At 68.5% G+C, this 17,413-nt stretch carries 9 protein-coding genes; 4 read left to right on the top strand and 5 right to left on the bottom strand.

Features of this window, described 5'->3' with window-relative positions; translation table 11 throughout:
- Window positions 1-11 precede the first annotated feature (11 nt).
- The gene (locus ACJ73U_RS37505; protein ID WP_407782513.1) at window positions 12-1,886 is read right to left on the bottom strand and encodes a tachylectin-related carbohydrate-binding protein; all 1,875 of its coding nucleotides are present in this window, start codon (window positions 1,884-1,886) and stop codon (window positions 12-14) included.
- 432 nt (window positions 1,887-2,318) lie between these two features.
- On the opposite strand from ACJ73U_RS37505, the gene ACJ73U_RS37510 reads away from it, so the two are divergent.
- Both ACJ73U_RS37510 and ACJ73U_RS37515 read left to right on the top strand, forming a co-directional pair.
- The gene (locus ACJ73U_RS37510; RefSeq protein WP_407782514.1) at window positions 2,319-11,501 is read left to right on the top strand and encodes a LamG-like jellyroll fold domain-containing protein; all 9,183 of its coding nucleotides are present in this window, start codon (window positions 2,319-2,321) and stop codon (window positions 11,499-11,501) included.
- Between the two features lie 16 nt (window positions 11,502-11,517).
- Window positions 11,518-12,027: a hypothetical protein gene (locus tag ACJ73U_RS37515; RefSeq protein ID WP_407782515.1), complete on the top strand. Its 510-nt coding sequence runs from the start codon at window positions 11,518-11,520 to the stop codon at window positions 12,025-12,027.
- A 140-nt stretch (window positions 12,028-12,167) separates the two neighbouring features.
- Here ACJ73U_RS37515 and ACJ73U_RS37520 read toward each other — a convergent pair whose 3' ends face one another.
- Window positions 12,168-13,223, bottom strand: coding sequence for a M48 family metallopeptidase (locus ACJ73U_RS37520; protein ID WP_407782523.1), 1,056 nt, complete (start codon window positions 13,221-13,223; stop codon window positions 12,168-12,170).
- 255 nt (window positions 13,224-13,478) lie between these two features.
- Window positions 13,479-14,183, bottom strand: coding sequence for a TetR/AcrR family transcriptional regulator (locus ACJ73U_RS37525; RefSeq protein ID WP_407782516.1), 705 nt, complete (start codon window positions 14,181-14,183; stop codon window positions 13,479-13,481).
- A gap of 38 nt (window positions 14,184-14,221) precedes the next feature.
- Here ACJ73U_RS37525 and ACJ73U_RS37530 point away from each other — a divergent pair, with 38 nt between their 5' ends.
- Window positions 14,222-15,616, top strand: a complete 1,395-nt coding sequence (locus ACJ73U_RS37530) for an FAD-dependent oxidoreductase (RefSeq protein ID WP_407782517.1) — start codon at window positions 14,222-14,224, stop codon at window positions 15,614-15,616.
- Between the two features lie 29 nt (window positions 15,617-15,645).
- Entirely contained in the window at window positions 15,646-16,545 is a 900-nt protein-coding gene (locus tag ACJ73U_RS37535) for a proteasome assembly chaperone family protein (protein ID WP_407782518.1), read from the top strand.
- Here the strand turns inward: ACJ73U_RS37535 and ACJ73U_RS37540 are convergent.
- Both ACJ73U_RS37540 and ACJ73U_RS37545 read right to left on the bottom strand, forming a co-directional pair.
- Window positions 16,542-16,673, bottom strand: coding sequence for a DUF397 domain-containing protein (locus ACJ73U_RS37540; protein WP_407782519.1), 132 nt, complete (start codon window positions 16,671-16,673; stop codon window positions 16,542-16,544). The genes ACJ73U_RS37535 and ACJ73U_RS37540 overlap by 4 nt on opposite strands.
- Window positions 16,630-17,413, bottom strand: a 784-nt coding sequence (locus tag ACJ73U_RS37545) for a DUF5753 domain-containing protein (protein WP_407782520.1), incomplete at its 5' end; no start/stop codon positions are given. The genes ACJ73U_RS37545 and ACJ73U_RS37540, both read right to left, overlap by 44 nt.

Consider the following 17,413-nt stretch of genomic DNA (forward strand, 5'->3'; position numbering starts at 1 on the left):
CACACGTGGGGTCACTTGTGCACGGTCATCGGCAGGTCCTCGAACGTGGCTCGGCCAGCGCGGGCGGACACGGGCGCCTGGTAGCGGCGCAGCTTCGGCACGCCGGTGTCGGTCAGGTAGCCGACGACCCAGGTACTCGCGCTCGGCACGGCGAGGGCGGTGGGGTCGGTGGACGTCTCGTCGGCAGTGGTGACGATCCGCCAGGGCGTGAACGTGGTGGCACCGGGCGCGGTTTGGCCGGCGTAGTAGACATAGTTGTCCGTACTCCGCACCACCACCTGCAGTGTGCCGTCGGGCGCCAGGATCGCCGAGGGGGCGCCGACCGCCGTCACCCCGCTGAGCGGGGTCCAGGTGCCCGAGAAACCGCTGGTGGTCTGACGTTGGGTCTGCACCGTGCCGGCGCTGTCCACGGCGAACACCTGGACCGTGCCGTCCGGCATGGTGACGGCCGATGCGGTGCCGGCGAACCCGCTGCCGCCGAGGCTGGCCCACGTGCCGAGCGTGTTGTTCTCGAACGTCGCCGTCTGGAACAGACCGTTGCGGCCCAGACCGATGATCCGCACACCGGCGCTGGTGGGCACGACCGTGAGCCGCTGGCGCGCGAGGGGCGTCGCACCGACGAGGCGCCACCCGTCGAGTGGGGCGTTGGCCGCCGGCTCCTTGCGCGTCCACAGGTTGAAGTCGGTGTCCAGGGCGAACGCGGCGAGCACGTTCCCCGTCAGCCGCGCGATCGAAGGAGCCGTGACGAGGTAGCCGCCTTCGTTCGTCGGCGCTGACCAGACATCGTTGGCGCCCAGCACGCTTTCGCGAGCGTCGGCGTCGGTGCCCGTCGCGAGCAGCTCGACTCGGCCGTCCTGGTACTCGCCGATGGCCGTGGTCGCGGTGACCGCCTGGAAGCCGGGGATGACCGCGACACCGAAGGGAGTGCCACCGGACAGGTCCGACGCCTCGGCGTGCGCCGCACGGCCTTCGGCGTCCACGTAGCTGTAGTGGACGTGCCCGTCGCTGGTGTTGAGGAGCGTCACCGCACCGTTCGGCTGCGCCGCGACCACGGGTCGGGCCGGCGCACTGGTGCCGACCCGCTGGCAGGCGTCCGGCCGGGCGGTCGTCGCCACGTCGTCCCAGGCACGTCCGATCAGCTGGCCGGTCTGGGATGCCCAGGCCTCGGTGTCCTCGTTCCAGCGGTACCAGTACATGTCACCGCCGGGTTCGATGCCGTAGATGATGTCGCCGCCGGCTGAAAAAGCGCGGTCGAACCGGCCCCAGGCGCGCCCGATGTCCCGCAGGGGACCGATCCAGCGGTTCGAGGCGGCGTGGTAGCGGTATCGGTGGAGATCGCCGGTGGCGGTGCGGGCGTAGATGATGCCCTTGCCGGCGGCGAAGATGAGGTTGTACTGGCTCCAGCCGCCCGCGATGACGCGGTGGCGCCACGTGCCGGTGGTGGCGTCGTAGGAGCGCCAGTGCAGGAACCCGTCCGGTTCGATCGTGTAGATGTGGCCTTCCGCGTCTACGGTGATGCGGTTGCGGTAGTCGGCCGTCGTGTACCGGTCCCAGCCCGTGGGGTCGATGACCTGGTACCAGTTGCCGTTGTACATCTCCCAGGCGTTGTTGACCCAGCGGTAGCGGCGCAGCTCGCCGGTGTTCCACGGGGCGTAGATGACGCCGTCCGGCGCCGCGACCGCGCGACCGGTCTGCCAGGCCTGGCCGATGGTCGGGTTGGCGCCCCAGGACAGCACGCCGTTCTCCGGCTCGAGGTGCTGGTACTCCTTCATCTCGCCCGTGGTGCGCACGACGCGGTAGATCGGCACGCTCGACGCGCACTGCAGCGTCGACGGCTCGCCCAGTGGCGCGGCAGCGCCGGAGGTCTCGAGGAGTGATGCCGTCATCATGCACACGGCGAGGATTGTGGAAATGCGTGCCAGGCGCACGGCGTTATTCCTTCCGTCCCTCTGCGGAAACGTGTTGTCGAGTGGCTCGCCGGATTTATCGGTCGTCCAATGACCGGCGATTGCGCCGGTTGATCTTTGGGCCCCAGTGCCGCTCGAGTCCTACCTCGAGCTCTCGTCCGCCCCCGTGCGGACCGTCGACCAGTGTCGAACGGGCGCATATCGGGCGTCAATCAAGCGCGTGAGTGATATACGTCACTACCCGAGGGCGTAACATTTTCCCACTGCGCCGGATGGCGGTTCGGTGTTGTCAGGGATTCCTTCAGGCTGTATTCGTGTTGTTTGGCGAACCTCGTGGGGAGGGTCACCCATTGCTGCGGTTGGCGTAGTTCTTTACGCCGTTATCCGTTCTGGAGGGGCAGGGTGCGATCGTTGTCGGATGCGCGGAAAACCTCGGTAGCCGGGCGTGGTCTCGCCGTTCTGCTCGTGCTCGCCCTGGTCGCGGGCGCGCTGGGGCCGGACACGCCGAGCACGAGCCGGGACGTGGCGGCGCCGGGACACGGTCCCGCGCAGGAGTGGGGCGACGCGGCGGGCCGGTCGCACGACGCGGGTGGGCGTGGGAACACGGCCGATCCGCGGTCGCTGCAGTCGAAGTATCCGCCCGTGCCGAAGCAGAAGGCGTCGGCGGCGCGGAACGTGGCGCGGGTGGGCGAGTCGCCGGCGCGGGTGGTACGGGGCTTTGACGCGTCGTTCAGTCGGGAGGTGCCCGCGCAGCGGCGGGAGTCGCAGCGCACCTTCGCGAACGCGGACGGCACCGAGACCACCGAGTTCAGTCGTGACCCGCTCAACTTCCGCGGTCCGGACGGTTCCTGGGAGCCCATCGACACCCGGCTCGTGCCCGACGGGAAGGGCTGGCGCAACGCGGCCGACGCCGTCCGGATCTGGACGGCGAACGAGGTGGGCGCGGGACCGTTGGCACGGCTGGACATCAGCGACCAGCGCGTCGAGTTCACTGTGGACGGTGCGAACCGGGTCGAAGGCACGGTGGACGGCAGCACGATCACCTACCCGGACGTGCGACCGGGCGCGGACCTGCGGCTCGACGTCACTTCCCGTGGCCTCAAGGAAACCATCCGCCTCGACTCACCGGACGCGCCGGCGTCATGGCTGTTCCCGCTCAACGTCAACGGTCTACGGCCGTCCCTAGTAGACGGTACGGTCGTCTTCCTCGACGCCAAGGGCGTGGAGCGAGCGCGGATCCCGCGTGGGTTCATGGTCGACTCGGCGTACGACGAGCACTCCGGCCAGTACACGACGTCCTACGGCGTCACCTATGAGCTGGTCGACGGCGGTCTGCGGATGACGCTGGACGAGGCGTGGCTGCGCGACCCGCGACGGGTGTACCCGGTGACCGTCGACCCGTCGGTCGACGTGCGGCCCGCCGCGCAGAGCATGTACGTCCAACGCAACGACAACACCGGCACGAGCATCACCGCGAACGACGAGCTGCGGGTCGGGCACGCCAGCGACGGCGCTGGCAGCTTCACGGCCGCGAGCTACGTCAGGTTCGCCGGCATCGACAGCCTGCGCAACCACAAGATCTTCGGCGCGCAGCTGTCGCTCACGAACTTCCACTCGTGGTCGTGCCAGGCGCGGCCGCTCACCGTCCACGCGGTCACCCAGGACTGGGCGTCGGGCTCCTCGTACAACTACCCGGGTCCCAGCTACGACCCCGCCGCGCTCACCGCCCAGAGCTTCGCGCACGGCTACATCCCGCACGGGCAGACGTCCTCGCCGTGTCCGACGGCGACCGAGGCCATCCCGCTGGGCGATGCGGGCCGGGACCTGGTGCAGCGCTGGGCGAACGGGCAGCAGGCCAACTACGGCCTCACCGTGCGGGCGTCGGAGACCGACGTCTTCGGCTGGAAGAAGTTCGCGCAGGCCGGCACGGCGAACCCGCCGCGGCTCGCGGTGACGCACACGCCGTTCGACGCCGAGTACGAGTTCGTGAACCCGGTGCCGAACCCGCCGGTGACCAGGAACCAGGGCGGCAAGGTGACGATCAAGGTCACCAACCGGAGCGTGGACGCGTGGACCGCCTCCGGTTACGCGCTGGCGTACCGAATCTTCGACCGCAACGGCGCCTACCTCGGCTGGAGCGAGGCCGCGTCGCTGCCGAACGACGTGGCCCGCGGTGGCACGGTGACGCTCGACGCGTTCATCAAACCGTTGGAGCCACGGGACTATCGGCTCGAGTTCACGATGATGCGCCGCGGCGGACCGGTGTTCACCGACGAGCAGATCCCGCCCGCGGTACTCGTGCTCACGGTCATCGACGTCCCGCCGGTGGTCCAGGAGCTGTACCCGCCCAACGGGTACTCCGCGCCGTCGCTGACCCCGACGCTGTGGGCCAGGGCGGTGGACATCGACGCGCCACCCGGCACCGCGCCGCAGTACCGCTTCGAGGTCTGCGACGAGAACAAGGCCAACTGCTTCGACTCCGGCAGACAGGCGAGTCCATTGTGGTCAGTCCCGTTGGGACGCCTGCAGTGGAGCAGGACCTACTACTGGCGTGTGTACGCGTCCGACGGTTCCTCGGAGAACCAGCCCACGCCGTTCAGCGCACTGCTGACCGCGGTGCCGCAACCGGAGATCACCGCCCACCTCGGCAACGCGCCCTACGGTGGCCGGTCCGGCGAGTTCGACCCGCAGGTCGGCAACTACACGGCCAGCGCGGTCGACGCCACGGTGTCCACGATCGGGCCGAAGCTGTCGGTCGTCCGCACCTACAACAGTCTCGATCCGCGCACCGACGCGGCGTTCGGCGCGGGGTGGGCCAGCCAGTACGACATGCGGGTCACGCCGGACGACGACGGTTCCGGCAACGTCGTGGTCACCTACCCCGACGGGCAGCAGGCCCGGTTCGGCGCCAACCTGAACGCGAGCGGTCAACCGACGGGCGGCCGGCTGATGTCCCCGCCGGGCCGCTACGCGACCCTCGTGCCGCGGACCGCGGCCGAGGGCGGCGGGTGGACACTGACCGACAAGTCCGCGACCCTGTACGTGTTCGGGCAGGACGGTCGCCTGTCGGAGATCTACGACAACGCCGGCCGGTCACTCGCGTTCACCTACGACAGCGGCCAACGCCTCGCCACGGTCACCAACCGCACCAGCAACCGGAAGCTGACCGTCACCTGGTCCGGTGGCCATATCCACACGGTCAGCACCGACCCGGTCAACGGCGCCGCGCTGACCTGGACCTACACCTACGACGGCGACCAGCTCAAGCAGATCTGCGATCCCGACGGGGGTTGTACCAGGTACGAGTACACCGCCGGTTCGCACTACCGCAGCACGGTCGTCGACGCGCACCCCGACTCGTACTGGCGGCTCGGCGAGCCGTCGGGAACCGAGGCGCAGAGCCAGATCGGCGTCAACCTGGGCAAGGACAAGGGCGCCTACAAGAACGTCACGCTCGGCACCGCGGGTGTGGTGGCCTCGGACACCGCCGCCACGTTCAACGGCACCACCTCCGCGCTGACCCTGCCGACCGGCACGGTCCGCAAGAGCCGCGAGCTCACCGTGGAGCTGTGGTTCCGCACAGGCAGCGGCGGGCCGCTGCTCAGCGCGCAGAACCAACCCACGGGCACCACCCCGACCGCGGCGGTCCCGTTCCTCTACGTCGGTACCGATGGCAAGCTGCACGCCCAGTTCTGGACGGGCTCGGTCAACCAGATCGTGTCGCCGAGCACCGTTAACAACAATCAGTGGCACCACGTCGTCCTGTCCAGCACGCTCAACTCGCAGACCCTGTTCCTGGACGGGCAAAGCGTCCAGACGAAGACGGGCACGATCGACCACAGCGCCTTCAACCACAGCTTCGTCGGCTACGCCTACGCCATCAACCCGGCGGACCTGCCGGCCTGGGGCACCGGCAACCAGCGCTCGTTCGCCGGCGACATCGACGAGGTCGCCGTCTACCAGCACCCGCTCGGCCTCCCCGCCGTCAAGGCGCACTACCAGGCCAGGACGGCCGCGGTGTCGATGACGAAGACGGTGCTGCCGAGCGGCAGGACGGCGGCCGAGCTGCGCTACGACACCGGCCGAGACCGGCTCTCGACCTACACCGACCGCAACGGCGGCACCTGGGCCCTGTCCGCTCCGGTGGTGACCGGCAGCTCGACGAACATCATCCGCACCGTCGGCGTCACCGACCCCGGCGGTCGCGCGCACTACTACGACTACGATCCCGTCCGCGGTCGCATCGTCCGTTACCTGGCACCGGTTTCAGAGACCCGTCCCGAGGACCAGCCACCACCCGACGAGTCCGTCCCGACCCCGCCGCCGTTCCAGTGCCCACCCCCGGACCAGGACCCGTTCTGCGACATCCCGATCGGCGGTGGGCAGGGCTCCTTCCCGCCCGTGGCACTGCAGGGCGCCCGCACGTTCACCTACGACGACAACGGCTTCCAGAGCACCATCACCGACGAGCTGGGCAAGTCCGTCACCCTCACCCAGGACGCTCGCGGCAACGTGACCGCGCGGAAGACCTGTCGCACCAGCGGTTCCTGCCAGACCGCCTACTTCGAGTACACGCCGGTCGGCACGAACCTCACCGATCCCCGGCTGGACAAGGTGATCGCCAGCCGGGACGCCCGGTCCAGCGCCGCGACCGACAACACCTACCGAACCTCCTACACCTACACGACCCGCGGTGACCTGGAGACACAGACCACACCGGACGGCGCGGTCGTCCGCCACACCTACACCACCGACAGCACACCGGCCTACGGCGGTGGCAACACGCCGGCCGGCCTCGTGCTCACCACCACGAACCCACGCAACGCGGTCACCGCGTACGCCTACTTCAGCAACGGTGACCTCGCCGAGATCCGCACGCCCACCGGCCTGATCACCCGCTTCACCTACGACGTGCTCGGCCGCCGCGTCACCAGCACCCAGATCTCCGACAGCTTCCCGGCCGGCGTCACCACCACCGTCGCCTACGACAAGCTGTCCCGCCCGACTGTCCAAACAGGACCTTCGGTGCGGAACGAGATCAGCGGCAAGACACACCGCTCGCAGATCACCACCACCTACGACGCCGACGGCAACCCGACCGAGGCCGAGGCCGTCGACCTGACCGGCGGCGACCAGACCAGGACCGCGACGCTGCTCTACGACGACCACAACCGCGTCGTCCGCCTCACCGACGCCGAGGGCGACGAGACCAGCTTCGCCTACGACGCGTTCGGCAACACCACGAGGATGGTCGACGCGACCGGCGTCAACTACGAGTACGCCTACACCACCCGCAACAAGCTCGCCGAGGTCCGGGTGCGCGGCTGGCACGGTGACCCCGACGGCGCCGAGCCGGGGCCGAAGGACTACCTGGTCCTCGCGTCGTACGCGTACGCGTTGAACGGCGAGCTGGCGAGCAGCACCGATGCCATGGGCCGCACCACCAGGTACACCTACTACGACGACGGCCTGTTGAACCAGACCATCGCCGAACCCCGGGACCTGGTGCTGGCGCGCAACGAGTACGACGCCGCCGGCAACCTCACCAGGCAGACCACCGCCGGCAACCGCGTCACCACCTACGAGACCGACGCCGTCGGCCGCCGCAGCGCCATGACCGCCGACCCGACCGGCCTGGCGCGCCGCACCACGTGGGCGTACGACCTCAACGGCAACGTGACCCAGGTCGGGATGACCGGCCGCGAGTCCAACACGGGCGAGTTCGACGACCTGACCGCCGCCGAGGTGGTCGACTTCGGTTACGACGCAACGGGTCTGCAGACCAGTGAGACCGTCCACACCGGATCGGAGGACCTGACCACCGCCTACGGCCACGACCAGCGCGGCCTGGTGACGTCCAGCACCGACCCGGCGGGCGCGACGTGGAACTACCGCTACGACGAACTGGGCCGGTCGGTGGCGACGACCGCTCCCCCGGTCGAGGTCGAGTCGGTCGGCACCACGCGCCCGGTCACGCTGACCGGCTACGACACCTACGGCGACACCACCCATGTCACCGACGAGAACGGCAACACCTGGCGGTCCGGCTACGACCGGATCGGCCGCCTGGTCTCGACCACGTCCCCCGAGTACACCCCGCCCGGCGGCAACCCGATCACCGCGCAGGCGACGTTCACCTACGACGGCCTGGGCCGGATGCTGACGTCGACGAGCCCTCGCGGTGCGGTGACGAGCTACACCTACGACCAACTGGGCCGGCTGGTATCACAAGCCGATCCGCACCCCGACAACCCCGGTGAGCCCGGCGGCACGTGGCAGTACACGTACACGAGAACCGGCGAGCTCCTGTCGGCGACCGACCCGACCGGCGCCCGAACCGAACGCACCTACGACGACCTGGGCCGCCTGGCGACGTTCAGCCAACTGGAGCGCTACCCCACCGCCGGCACCTACACCAGCGAGTACACCTACGACGACGCCAGCAACCTGCTCACGGCGAAGGCCCCGTCCGGCGCGACGACCACCTACGGCTACGACAGCCTGGACCAACCCACGTCGATCGCCGATCCGTCCGGTGTGGACACTCGGCTGGGCTACGACCGCTCCGGCCGTCAGGCATTGACCGCTGACGAGTTGGGCCGCGCGCAACGAACGCAGTACGACCTCGCCGGCCGCCCGACCCGCGTACTGGACCTGGCCCCGAACGGCACCCCGCTGCGGAAGACCAAGCTGACCTACGACAGGGCCGGCAACCTCGCCACGGTCACCAATCCGCTGGGCGCCGTCACGACGTACACGTCCGACGCCCTGGGCCGTCTGACCCAGCAGGTGGAGCCGGTCTCGCCGACTGACTCGATCACCACGTCGTTCGGGTACGACGCCGCCGGCAACCAGACCCGCTACACCGACGGCCGCAACAACACGACGCGGTACGCGGTCAACGAGTGGGGCCTCCCGGAGTCGGTCATCGAGCCGGCCACCACGGCGCACCCGAACGCCGCCGACCGCACCTGGACGACGACGTACGACGCCGACGCGAACCCGACGCACACCACGTTGCCCGGCGGCATAGAACGCACCTACACGTACGACGAACTCGACAACCTCACGAACGCGACGGCCACGAACTCTCCCGCCAAGACGTTCGACCACGATCCGCTGGGCCGCGTCACGCTCGCCGCCACCCCGGCAGGCGAGAACCGCTTCACCTACAACGACCGCGGCGCCCTGCTGTCCACCGGCGGCCCGTCCGGCGACACGAACCTGGGCTACGACGCCGACGGCAACCTCACCACCCGCACGGACGCGTCCGGCACCGCCACGTACGGCTACACGAACGACCGCCTGACCACGATGCGAGACGGCGTCACGGGCGTCACCCAAACCGTGGCGTACAACGACGCGGGTGAGCTGTCCAGTGTGGACTACGGCGCTGGTCGCCTCCGTGAGTTCACCTACGACGACCTGGGCCGGCTCAAGCTGGACAAGCTGGGCACCACCGCCTCGATCGCATACGACTACGACCTGAACGACCGCCTGACGACCAAGAACACAACGGGCTTCACCGGTGCAGGGCAGAACACCTACGGCTACGACCAGGCCGACCGCCTGACCAGCTGGACCAACCAGCCAACCGGCGGCACCGCAACAACGACCACCTACGGCTGGGACAAGGCAGGCAACCGAACCTCGGCCGCCGGCAAGACGTCCACGTACGACGAACGCAACCGCCTGACCTCCGACGGCACCGATACCTACACCTACACCCCCCGAGGCACCCTGGCATCGAAGTCCGGCTCCCCGGTCACCTTCGACGGCTTCGACCGCCTGACCTCCCAGGGCGCCGCCACCTACACCTACGACGCACTGGACCGGGTAGCCACCCGCAACGGCTCCCGCTTCACGTACACGGGCGCCAGCAACGAACTCACGACCGACGGCACCACGACCTTCGGCAGAGGCCCGTCCGACGAACTCCTGTCCACCCGCACGGGCGCCACCCAAGGTCTGGCTCTGTCCGACCAACACGGCGACGTCGTGGCAAGCCTGCCCACCAGCGGCACAACGCTGTCCAACAGCACGGCCTACGACCCGTTCGGCACCGTGAAGTCCGGCACCGACCGCACGATCGGCTACCAGGGCGACTACACCGACCCCACCACGGACCAGGTCAACATGACCGCCCGCTGGTACAACCCGAACTCGGGCGGTTTCACGAACCGCGACGACGTCTCGCTGCCAACATCGCCGTCGGGCGCCGCTAACCGTTACAGCTACGGCCTCGGCTCACCCACCAACTACTCCGATCCGAGCGGCAACTGCCCGATCTGCGTGATAGGAATCGTGATCGGCATCAGTATTGCTGCCGACGCGGTGGCCGGCGGCGGGCACGGCCAACTGCACAACAAGCACAAGCTGATCCAGCCTTGCAGCTTCGGCTGCGGCCTCAAGAAGTCGAACGGTCCTCGCGGCACCAGCGGCGGGGGCATCGGCAGCGGGCTGGGCCTGAACGGGCGTCCGTCAGGCGGCGGTGGATCGGGTAGCCGCGGAGGAGGCGGCGGGACTCCTGCCTCGGCAACAGCAGCCGCCCGCGCGGCAGCCGCTGATGCCGCCCGGAACAACCCACTACCCATCCCGAAGGCGATGAACGCCCCGCTGTACGGCGGCTCAACCGCCCCGCCGGTGTCATCGGCCCCGGACGTCCCATCCCAACAGGCGAATGACTACCGCGACCCGGTAGATGACGTCAACCACAGCTACCAGCAACTCCAGGACGACCTCACCGACGAGGACGGCGTACTGGAGAACGTGCAGTCGACAACCTCCGCACCGAGCGAGGTAGCCGGTGGTGGGCCTGGCGGCACCGAAGACTCCGGCTGCGTGGTGTGGGAATGGCTGTGCGACGCCGGCAACGCCGTCGTCTGGGCGGCCGAACAGGTAGGCGGCTTCATCAAGGGCGTCGTCGAGGTGGCGGTCGAGTCGGTCGTCGGCATCGCCAACCTGGGCTGGGCCTTCGTCGAGTGCCTGGCCCCGTGGTCAGACGCCTGCGGGGAAAACATCGTGGCACTCACGCTCTTCGCGACAGCGTTCGTTGACGACCCTCTGGCTGTCCTTGGAGCTATGTGGGACGGTATCACCCAGCCCATCAAAGACGACTGGAACCAGGGCAACTACGGGGAGGCCATCGGTCGAGGCCTCGCCGAAGTCGCCACCGTTGTCGCCGGTTCTAGGGGTATGAACAGACTCCGCAACCTGGAGGCGAGGGCCGGAGCGTCTGTTTCGAGAACTGTGTGGGATGACATCAAGGCTACTCAACCCAACTATCCGGGGTCCCAACTCCCCAAATCCTTCGAGCTTTCCGCCGGAGACGCTCGAGTGTGGGTGCACGGTAACGCTACCGAACATATAGCTGAATATTTGTCTGGAATGGCGTCACGAGGTGCTACCAGGACGCAGATAGATTTGGCGACCCAGGCTCAACTGTCAAGCCTGCAGGCGGCTGTTACCGAAGCGCTTTCTGGAGGCATCACGTACGATACGATGATCACTGTCGGTGGCTGGGAACTCAAGTTCGGCGCGCCTCGGGGGCCAGGCCAGCTGCCGGTACTGTTCCACGCACTACCCACAGGCTGAGAGCCCGGAGGACAACATGATCAAACTGACGGGATCCTCACCCTGCGGCGGTGTCGCCGTAGAGAACGACCCGTGGATTCCACTCAAGGTGACGTGGTTGCCTCGACCGCCGGGACGTCCACTGTACCTACGTGTATCTGGTGATCAGGGTGGAGAGATCGAGATGAAGGTGGACGCGATGTCGGGGGTCCTCGTACAGATGATCGTGATTGAGGCCCCACCAAGTGTCGATGCTAGAAGCGATGACAGTTCGACTGACCCGTTGGAAGCCCTGGTGCCCGTGTTCGACCTAGCGCTGTGGCGCGGCGACAGTCGAGGAGAGAACAGCAAGCGGGGCACCAACAGTCACCTTGAATACGTGACCGCGGACATGAAGTGCTGGCGTAATTCAGATCGGATAGGAATAATATTTTCGCCACTCAAGAAAGATTTCACTTACGGTTGTGACGGTGTGCAAGTCGGCGTGTCGAATGATGAAATATTAGTGGAGATAAGCTCGACTCTTCAAGAAGGCCACAGCGAGTAGTACACTCCCGTTCCGGTCCTCCCGTCACTGGATTAGCGGTGAAGCAGTGATCTCAGCGCCGTAGATGGCCAAGTGCCGGCGTAACTCGTATACACCGATACTTGGCCACCGCGACACCGGACACGCAACCGCACGGCTTGTCAGGCGCGGTTGGTATCGTCCGTCGGTTCCTGGCGGTCTGAGCGGCGGAAGCCGCTGAAGACCTTGTCCACTGCGCCGGTTACGGCGCTGCCCACGTCGGTGAAGACCTTGATCAGCGGGTCGGTCGAGTTGGTCCACGCGTCCTTGTAGGACTTCGCGGCGCCGCCGATGTCCTCGGAGAGTGGGCTTCCCTCCTCCTGGCCGTCGCGGCGGAGGTAGTTGCCCGCCAGGATGGTGCGGTATTCCTCCGAGGCGGCCCAGCGTTGTAGCTGCGAGGCGCGGACCACCGCGAACGGGTGGGGTTGATGTTCCACCGCCAGGAGCTTGATCACGCTGTCGCGGATGTCGTCGACTTCCTCGTACTCCTTGGCCTGCTCCAGGAAGGACGGGATGTCGATCTGCGACGTGTCTGTTCCGCCGGCCAGGTACAGGTGGGTGCGCAGGGCGGCCGCCGGGTTCTGGCTTGCCAGTAGGCCCGCGCGGTCACAGGAAAGCTCGGTCTTGCGCTGCCACTCGTACAGCGCCGCGATCACCGCGCGCAGACCAATGGCGCCCAGCGGCACCCACGACACCGAACCCTGGAGCCGCAGCAACCGGTCCAGCAGGGTCAGCAGGACGGCATGGCCGGACAGCACATGCCCCAGCTCGTGGCCGATGACGAAACGCAGGGCCTCCTCGTCGAGGGCCTCCACCAAACCGGTGGACAGCACCACGAACGGCTCGTCGATGCCCCTGGTCTGGGCGATGGCGCGCGGGTCGCGGGCCACGTACAGCTTCGGCACCTTCGGCAGGTCCAGGATCTCCGCGGACTCGTTGCGCAGGCGGTCGAGCACGGGGTACTGCGACGGGCCGACGCGGATGTGCGACGCCACCGCCATCAGGCGTTCGGCGCGTTCGTTGAACAGGGAGTTCAGTGTCTTGAGGACATCGCCCACGCCCGGGACCGCGCGTAGCGTTGCCATGGCGCCCTTGTCGGCCGGGTGTTCGTACGCCCTCGGGCTGATCCCCGGGAACTGGACGCGCGGTGCTGCCTGTGGAACATCGGATTCGGTCACTGTGGTCAACCCCTCCTCGTGGTTGACACCGAAGTTACGCGGGATCTGCGGCCTTTGGCTCAACCGCAAGGCATACCAGGCAAAGATCAGGGGGATCCCTGAGAGGGTTCTGCTACCGCGCTCACCGCGGTCAGACCGAGGGTCAGCGCGGCGCCACCCAGGATCGTGGCCGAGGCGGTCGTCGCCGCCAGGGACGCGGTCAGGCTTGCTGGCCAGCGCCACCAGGACCCACCGCCCGGCCGACACCGCGGAAGGTCAGCGGGCCAGCAGTGTCGCCAGGCCGTCCAGGAGCCAGTCCAGGATGGCCTCGAAGGTCTGGGGCTGCGGGTCGAAGCGACTCGCGTCCGTGGCCCAGCGGCTGAAGTGCGGGTACCGGCCCGACGTCGTGATCCGCTCCAGGTACGGGGCGGCCGACGCGGCCAGGTCCTCGTCGCTGGTGATGCCTGCGCCCGCGCGCATCGTGCGTTCCTCCAGGAGTGCCAGGCCCGAGCCGAAGACGTGGCCCAGCACGGTGTTCACAAAACCCATGCGGGTCGCGGCGGGGAGGTCCAGGGGGTCCAGCTCGGCCAGCGCGGCGTCGTAGGCCGCGAGGGCGTTCGGGCCCAGTGGCGGGCGGCTGAACGCCAGGCGCGCGAACCACGGGTGGCGCCGCACCGCGGCCCAGCCGGACGTGCCCAGCGACCGCAGCGCCGGGCGCCAGCCCTCGCCCCTGGCGACCGTCAGCTGGCCGTAGACCTGGTCGGCCATCAGGTCCGCGAGGCCGTCCTTGCTGCCGACGTACCGGTACAGCGCCATCGGGCTGCGCACGCCCAGCCGCGTCGCGAGCGTGCGCATGGTGATCTCGCCGCTCGGCTCCTCGTCCGCCAGGTCCATCGCGGCGGCGACGATGCGCTCGCGGCTCAGCGGCTCGGTCGCCCGTGGCGGCGACGGCTCGTCGAACCACACCAGTCCGTTGTTCATCGTGGACACAGGCTACCAGCTCGTGTACAACGTACATCATGAGTGGACAACGTACACAAGACGTTCTGGTCGTCGGCGGCGGACTCGTGGGGCTCTCCGCCGCCCTCCTGCTGCGCCACCACGGGCTCGCCGTGACCGTGGTCGAGCGGCGGACGACCACGTCCCCACAACCGAAGGCCCGCCGCTTCCACGTGCGGACCATGGAGATCTTCCGCGAGCTGGGCCTCGCGCCAACGGTCGCCGACGCCGCCCGTGACCTGGCCGGACACGACCACATGGCCAAGGGGCACACCCTCGCCGACGCCGAGCAGCTCCCCCTCTCGTGGCTCCCCGGCGGCGAGCAGATCGAGATCAGCCCCGAACCGCCGTGCCTCATCGCCCAGGACGTGCTCGAACCGGTCCTGCGTCAGGCCGCCGTGGACGCCGGGGCGGACGTCCGTTTCGGGACCGAACTCCTCGGTTTCGAGCAGACCGCGGACGAGGTGGTCGCACAGCTCCCGGGGCAGGAGCTCCGCGCCCGTTACCTGGTCGCCGCCGACGGGGCACGCAGCGGGATCCGGGAGGCGCTCGGCATCACGCGGTCGGGTCGCGGCGCCCTCGGCGGGCAGAGCGTGAACGTGTACTTCCACGCCGACCTCGCGGACGTCGTGCGGGGCAGGGAGTTCAACCTCTGCCAGCTCGACACCGGCGCTCTCGCGTCCGTCGACGGGCGGCTGCGCTGGGTGTTCATGACCTCGGGCGCGGACATGGACCAGGACTGGCCCGCGGTCGTCCGGCAGGCGCTCGGGGTGCCCGCGCCCGACCTGGAGGTCCTCAGCGTGCTGCCCTGGCAGGCGGAGATGCTGGTGGCCGACCGCTACTCCGCCGGCCGCGTGCACCTGGCCGGGGACGCCGCGCACGTGATGCCGCCGTTCGCGGCCAGCGGCGCCAACACCGGCATCGCCGACGTGCACAACCTCGCGTGGAAGCTCGCCGCCGTCCTGCGCGGCGAGGCGGGTGAGCGGCTGCTCGACAGCTACGACGCCGAGCGCCGGCCCGCGGGCTGGTTCGTCGCCGACCAGTCGGCGCGGCGGACGGCGAACTTCAGCCTCACCGAGGTGGACCCGACGCTGGCGCACCCGTTCGTGCTGGCCACGCAGGGTTTCCAGTACACCGAGGGCGCACTGGTGCCGGACGGCTCGGTCGAGCCCGTGACGGAGTTCGCACCGGCCGGTCGGGTGGGTGTCCGCGTGCCGCATCGCCGGCTCACCGACGGGCGTTCTACGCTCGACCTCGCCGGGCCGGGTTGGGCCGTGCTCGAGGGCGTGGACTTCCTCGCCCCGGGCGAACGCGCGCTCCTGCGACCGGACCACGTCGTCGCCTGGCGTGGCAGTACCGACCCGGAGAAGGTGCGGACGGGAATCACCGGGGGCCGTCCCGCGTTCTCAACGTGAAAGACTTGTCAGCACTTGGGAGGCACGAGGTGGCACAGGACCCGGAGGAGCTGTTCGAGGTCGACTCCGATGTCCCGGACCTGAGCGGCACGGTGCTGTTACAGCACTTCACCGGCTTCATGGACGCCGGTGCCGCCGGTTCGGCGCTCGTCGACCACCTGCTGGAGACGCACGAGCACCGAGTGGTGGCGCGGTTCGACGTCGACGACCTGCTCGACTACCGCGCGCGCCGGCCCGCGATGGTCTACGCCGCCGACCGCTGGGAGTCCGTCGAGGCTCCCGAGCTGGTGGTGCACCTGCTGCACGACGCCATCGGCACCCCGTTCCTGCTGATGACCGGCCCCGAGCCGGACCGCCGATGGGAGGCGGTCGCGGCGGCGGTGCGGTCGCTGGTGGAGCGCTGGGGCGTGCGGCTCACGGTGAGCTTCCACGGGATTCCCATGGGGGTGCCGCACACCCGCAAGCTCGGGGTGATCTCGCACGCCACCCGGCCGGAGCTGGTCACGGAGAAGTCGCCGTTCAACCGGATCCAGGTGCCCGGGAACCTGTCGGCGCTGCTGGAGCTGCGGCTCGGCGAGGCCGGGCACGACGCCATGGGGTTCGTCGCCTACGTGCCGCACTACCTGGCGCAGGGCGCCTACCCGGCCGCGGCGGCGAAGTTGCTGGAAGCCCTGACCAACTCGACGGGCCTGGTGATCAAGGGCGCCGAGCTGTACGAGGCGGCCAAGCGCACCGACGCCGAGATCGCCCGGCAGGTCGCCGAGTCGGCGGAGGTGGCGGAGATCGTCGCGGCGCTGGAGCGGCAGTACGACTCCTTCACCGAGGCCAACGAGAACCTGCTCATCGGTGAGGACGAGCAGGTTCCCACCGCGGAGGAGCTGGGTGCGGAGTTGGAGCGGTTCCTCGCGGAGCAGCAGCGCGACGTCTAGTGAGCGAGCAGCCGGCGCCAGGCGGGGGTGGGGAGGCGGAGAGTCGGGCCGGCGGGGTTCTTGGAGTCGCGGACCAGGACCCCGTCACTCGTAGATGGGGGTTGGTGGCTCGACCAGGCCACCTCCACGCAGTCCGTTCCCTCGCCGTGGCTGTGGCTGCTCTTCCGCCACGCCACCTCCACGCAATCCGTCCCCTCGCTGTTGCTGTAGCTGCTCTTGCGCCACGACATCTGTGACATGCCCTTGGCTCCCTCGGTCGTACGCGTCGGCGATTCTGGCCGCGAACTCCAGAGATTGTCCCTCATCCAACGCGACGGCATCGAGTACTGACACAAGTTTGGAGTAGCTCTCCACGTGGTGGGGGTCGTCGAGGATCAGGCCGCCGATCCAAAGACTGTCGAGGTAGACGATCGAGCGATGCTCCTGGAACTCCATGACACGGAACGCGTCGCCGAACGCGCCGGCGGCATTCGGAACGATCCGAACGGTGACATTCTTCAGAGTGGCTGTTAGCACCAGATGCAACAGCTGCTCATGCATGATCTGGCCGGTTCCAACCTGGATCCTCAAGGCCTGTTCGTGGATGAAAAAGGTGAATTGCGCGGGATCCGGCAACAACAGAATCTGTCGCCGTTCCATGCGGGTGCGGACGGCGGCCGCCGTCCGCTCTTCAGTGGCTTCGGGGAGCAGGGCGATGTTGCGTGCCCGCGCGTAGCCGGGCGTCTGCAGCAGGCCCGGGATCACCTGCGATTCGTAGCAGAGAATGTGTTCTGCTGAGGATTCGTGGAAGATCAGTGACTGTAGGGAGCCGTCGATTCGCTTGTCGGAGAGGTAGTAGCCCTGCTTGGACTCGGCCATCCTCGTAAAC

The organism is Actinophytocola sp., from assembly GCF_045807065.1.
Lineage (GTDB): Bacteria > Actinomycetota > Actinomycetes > Mycobacteriales > Pseudonocardiaceae > Actinophytocola.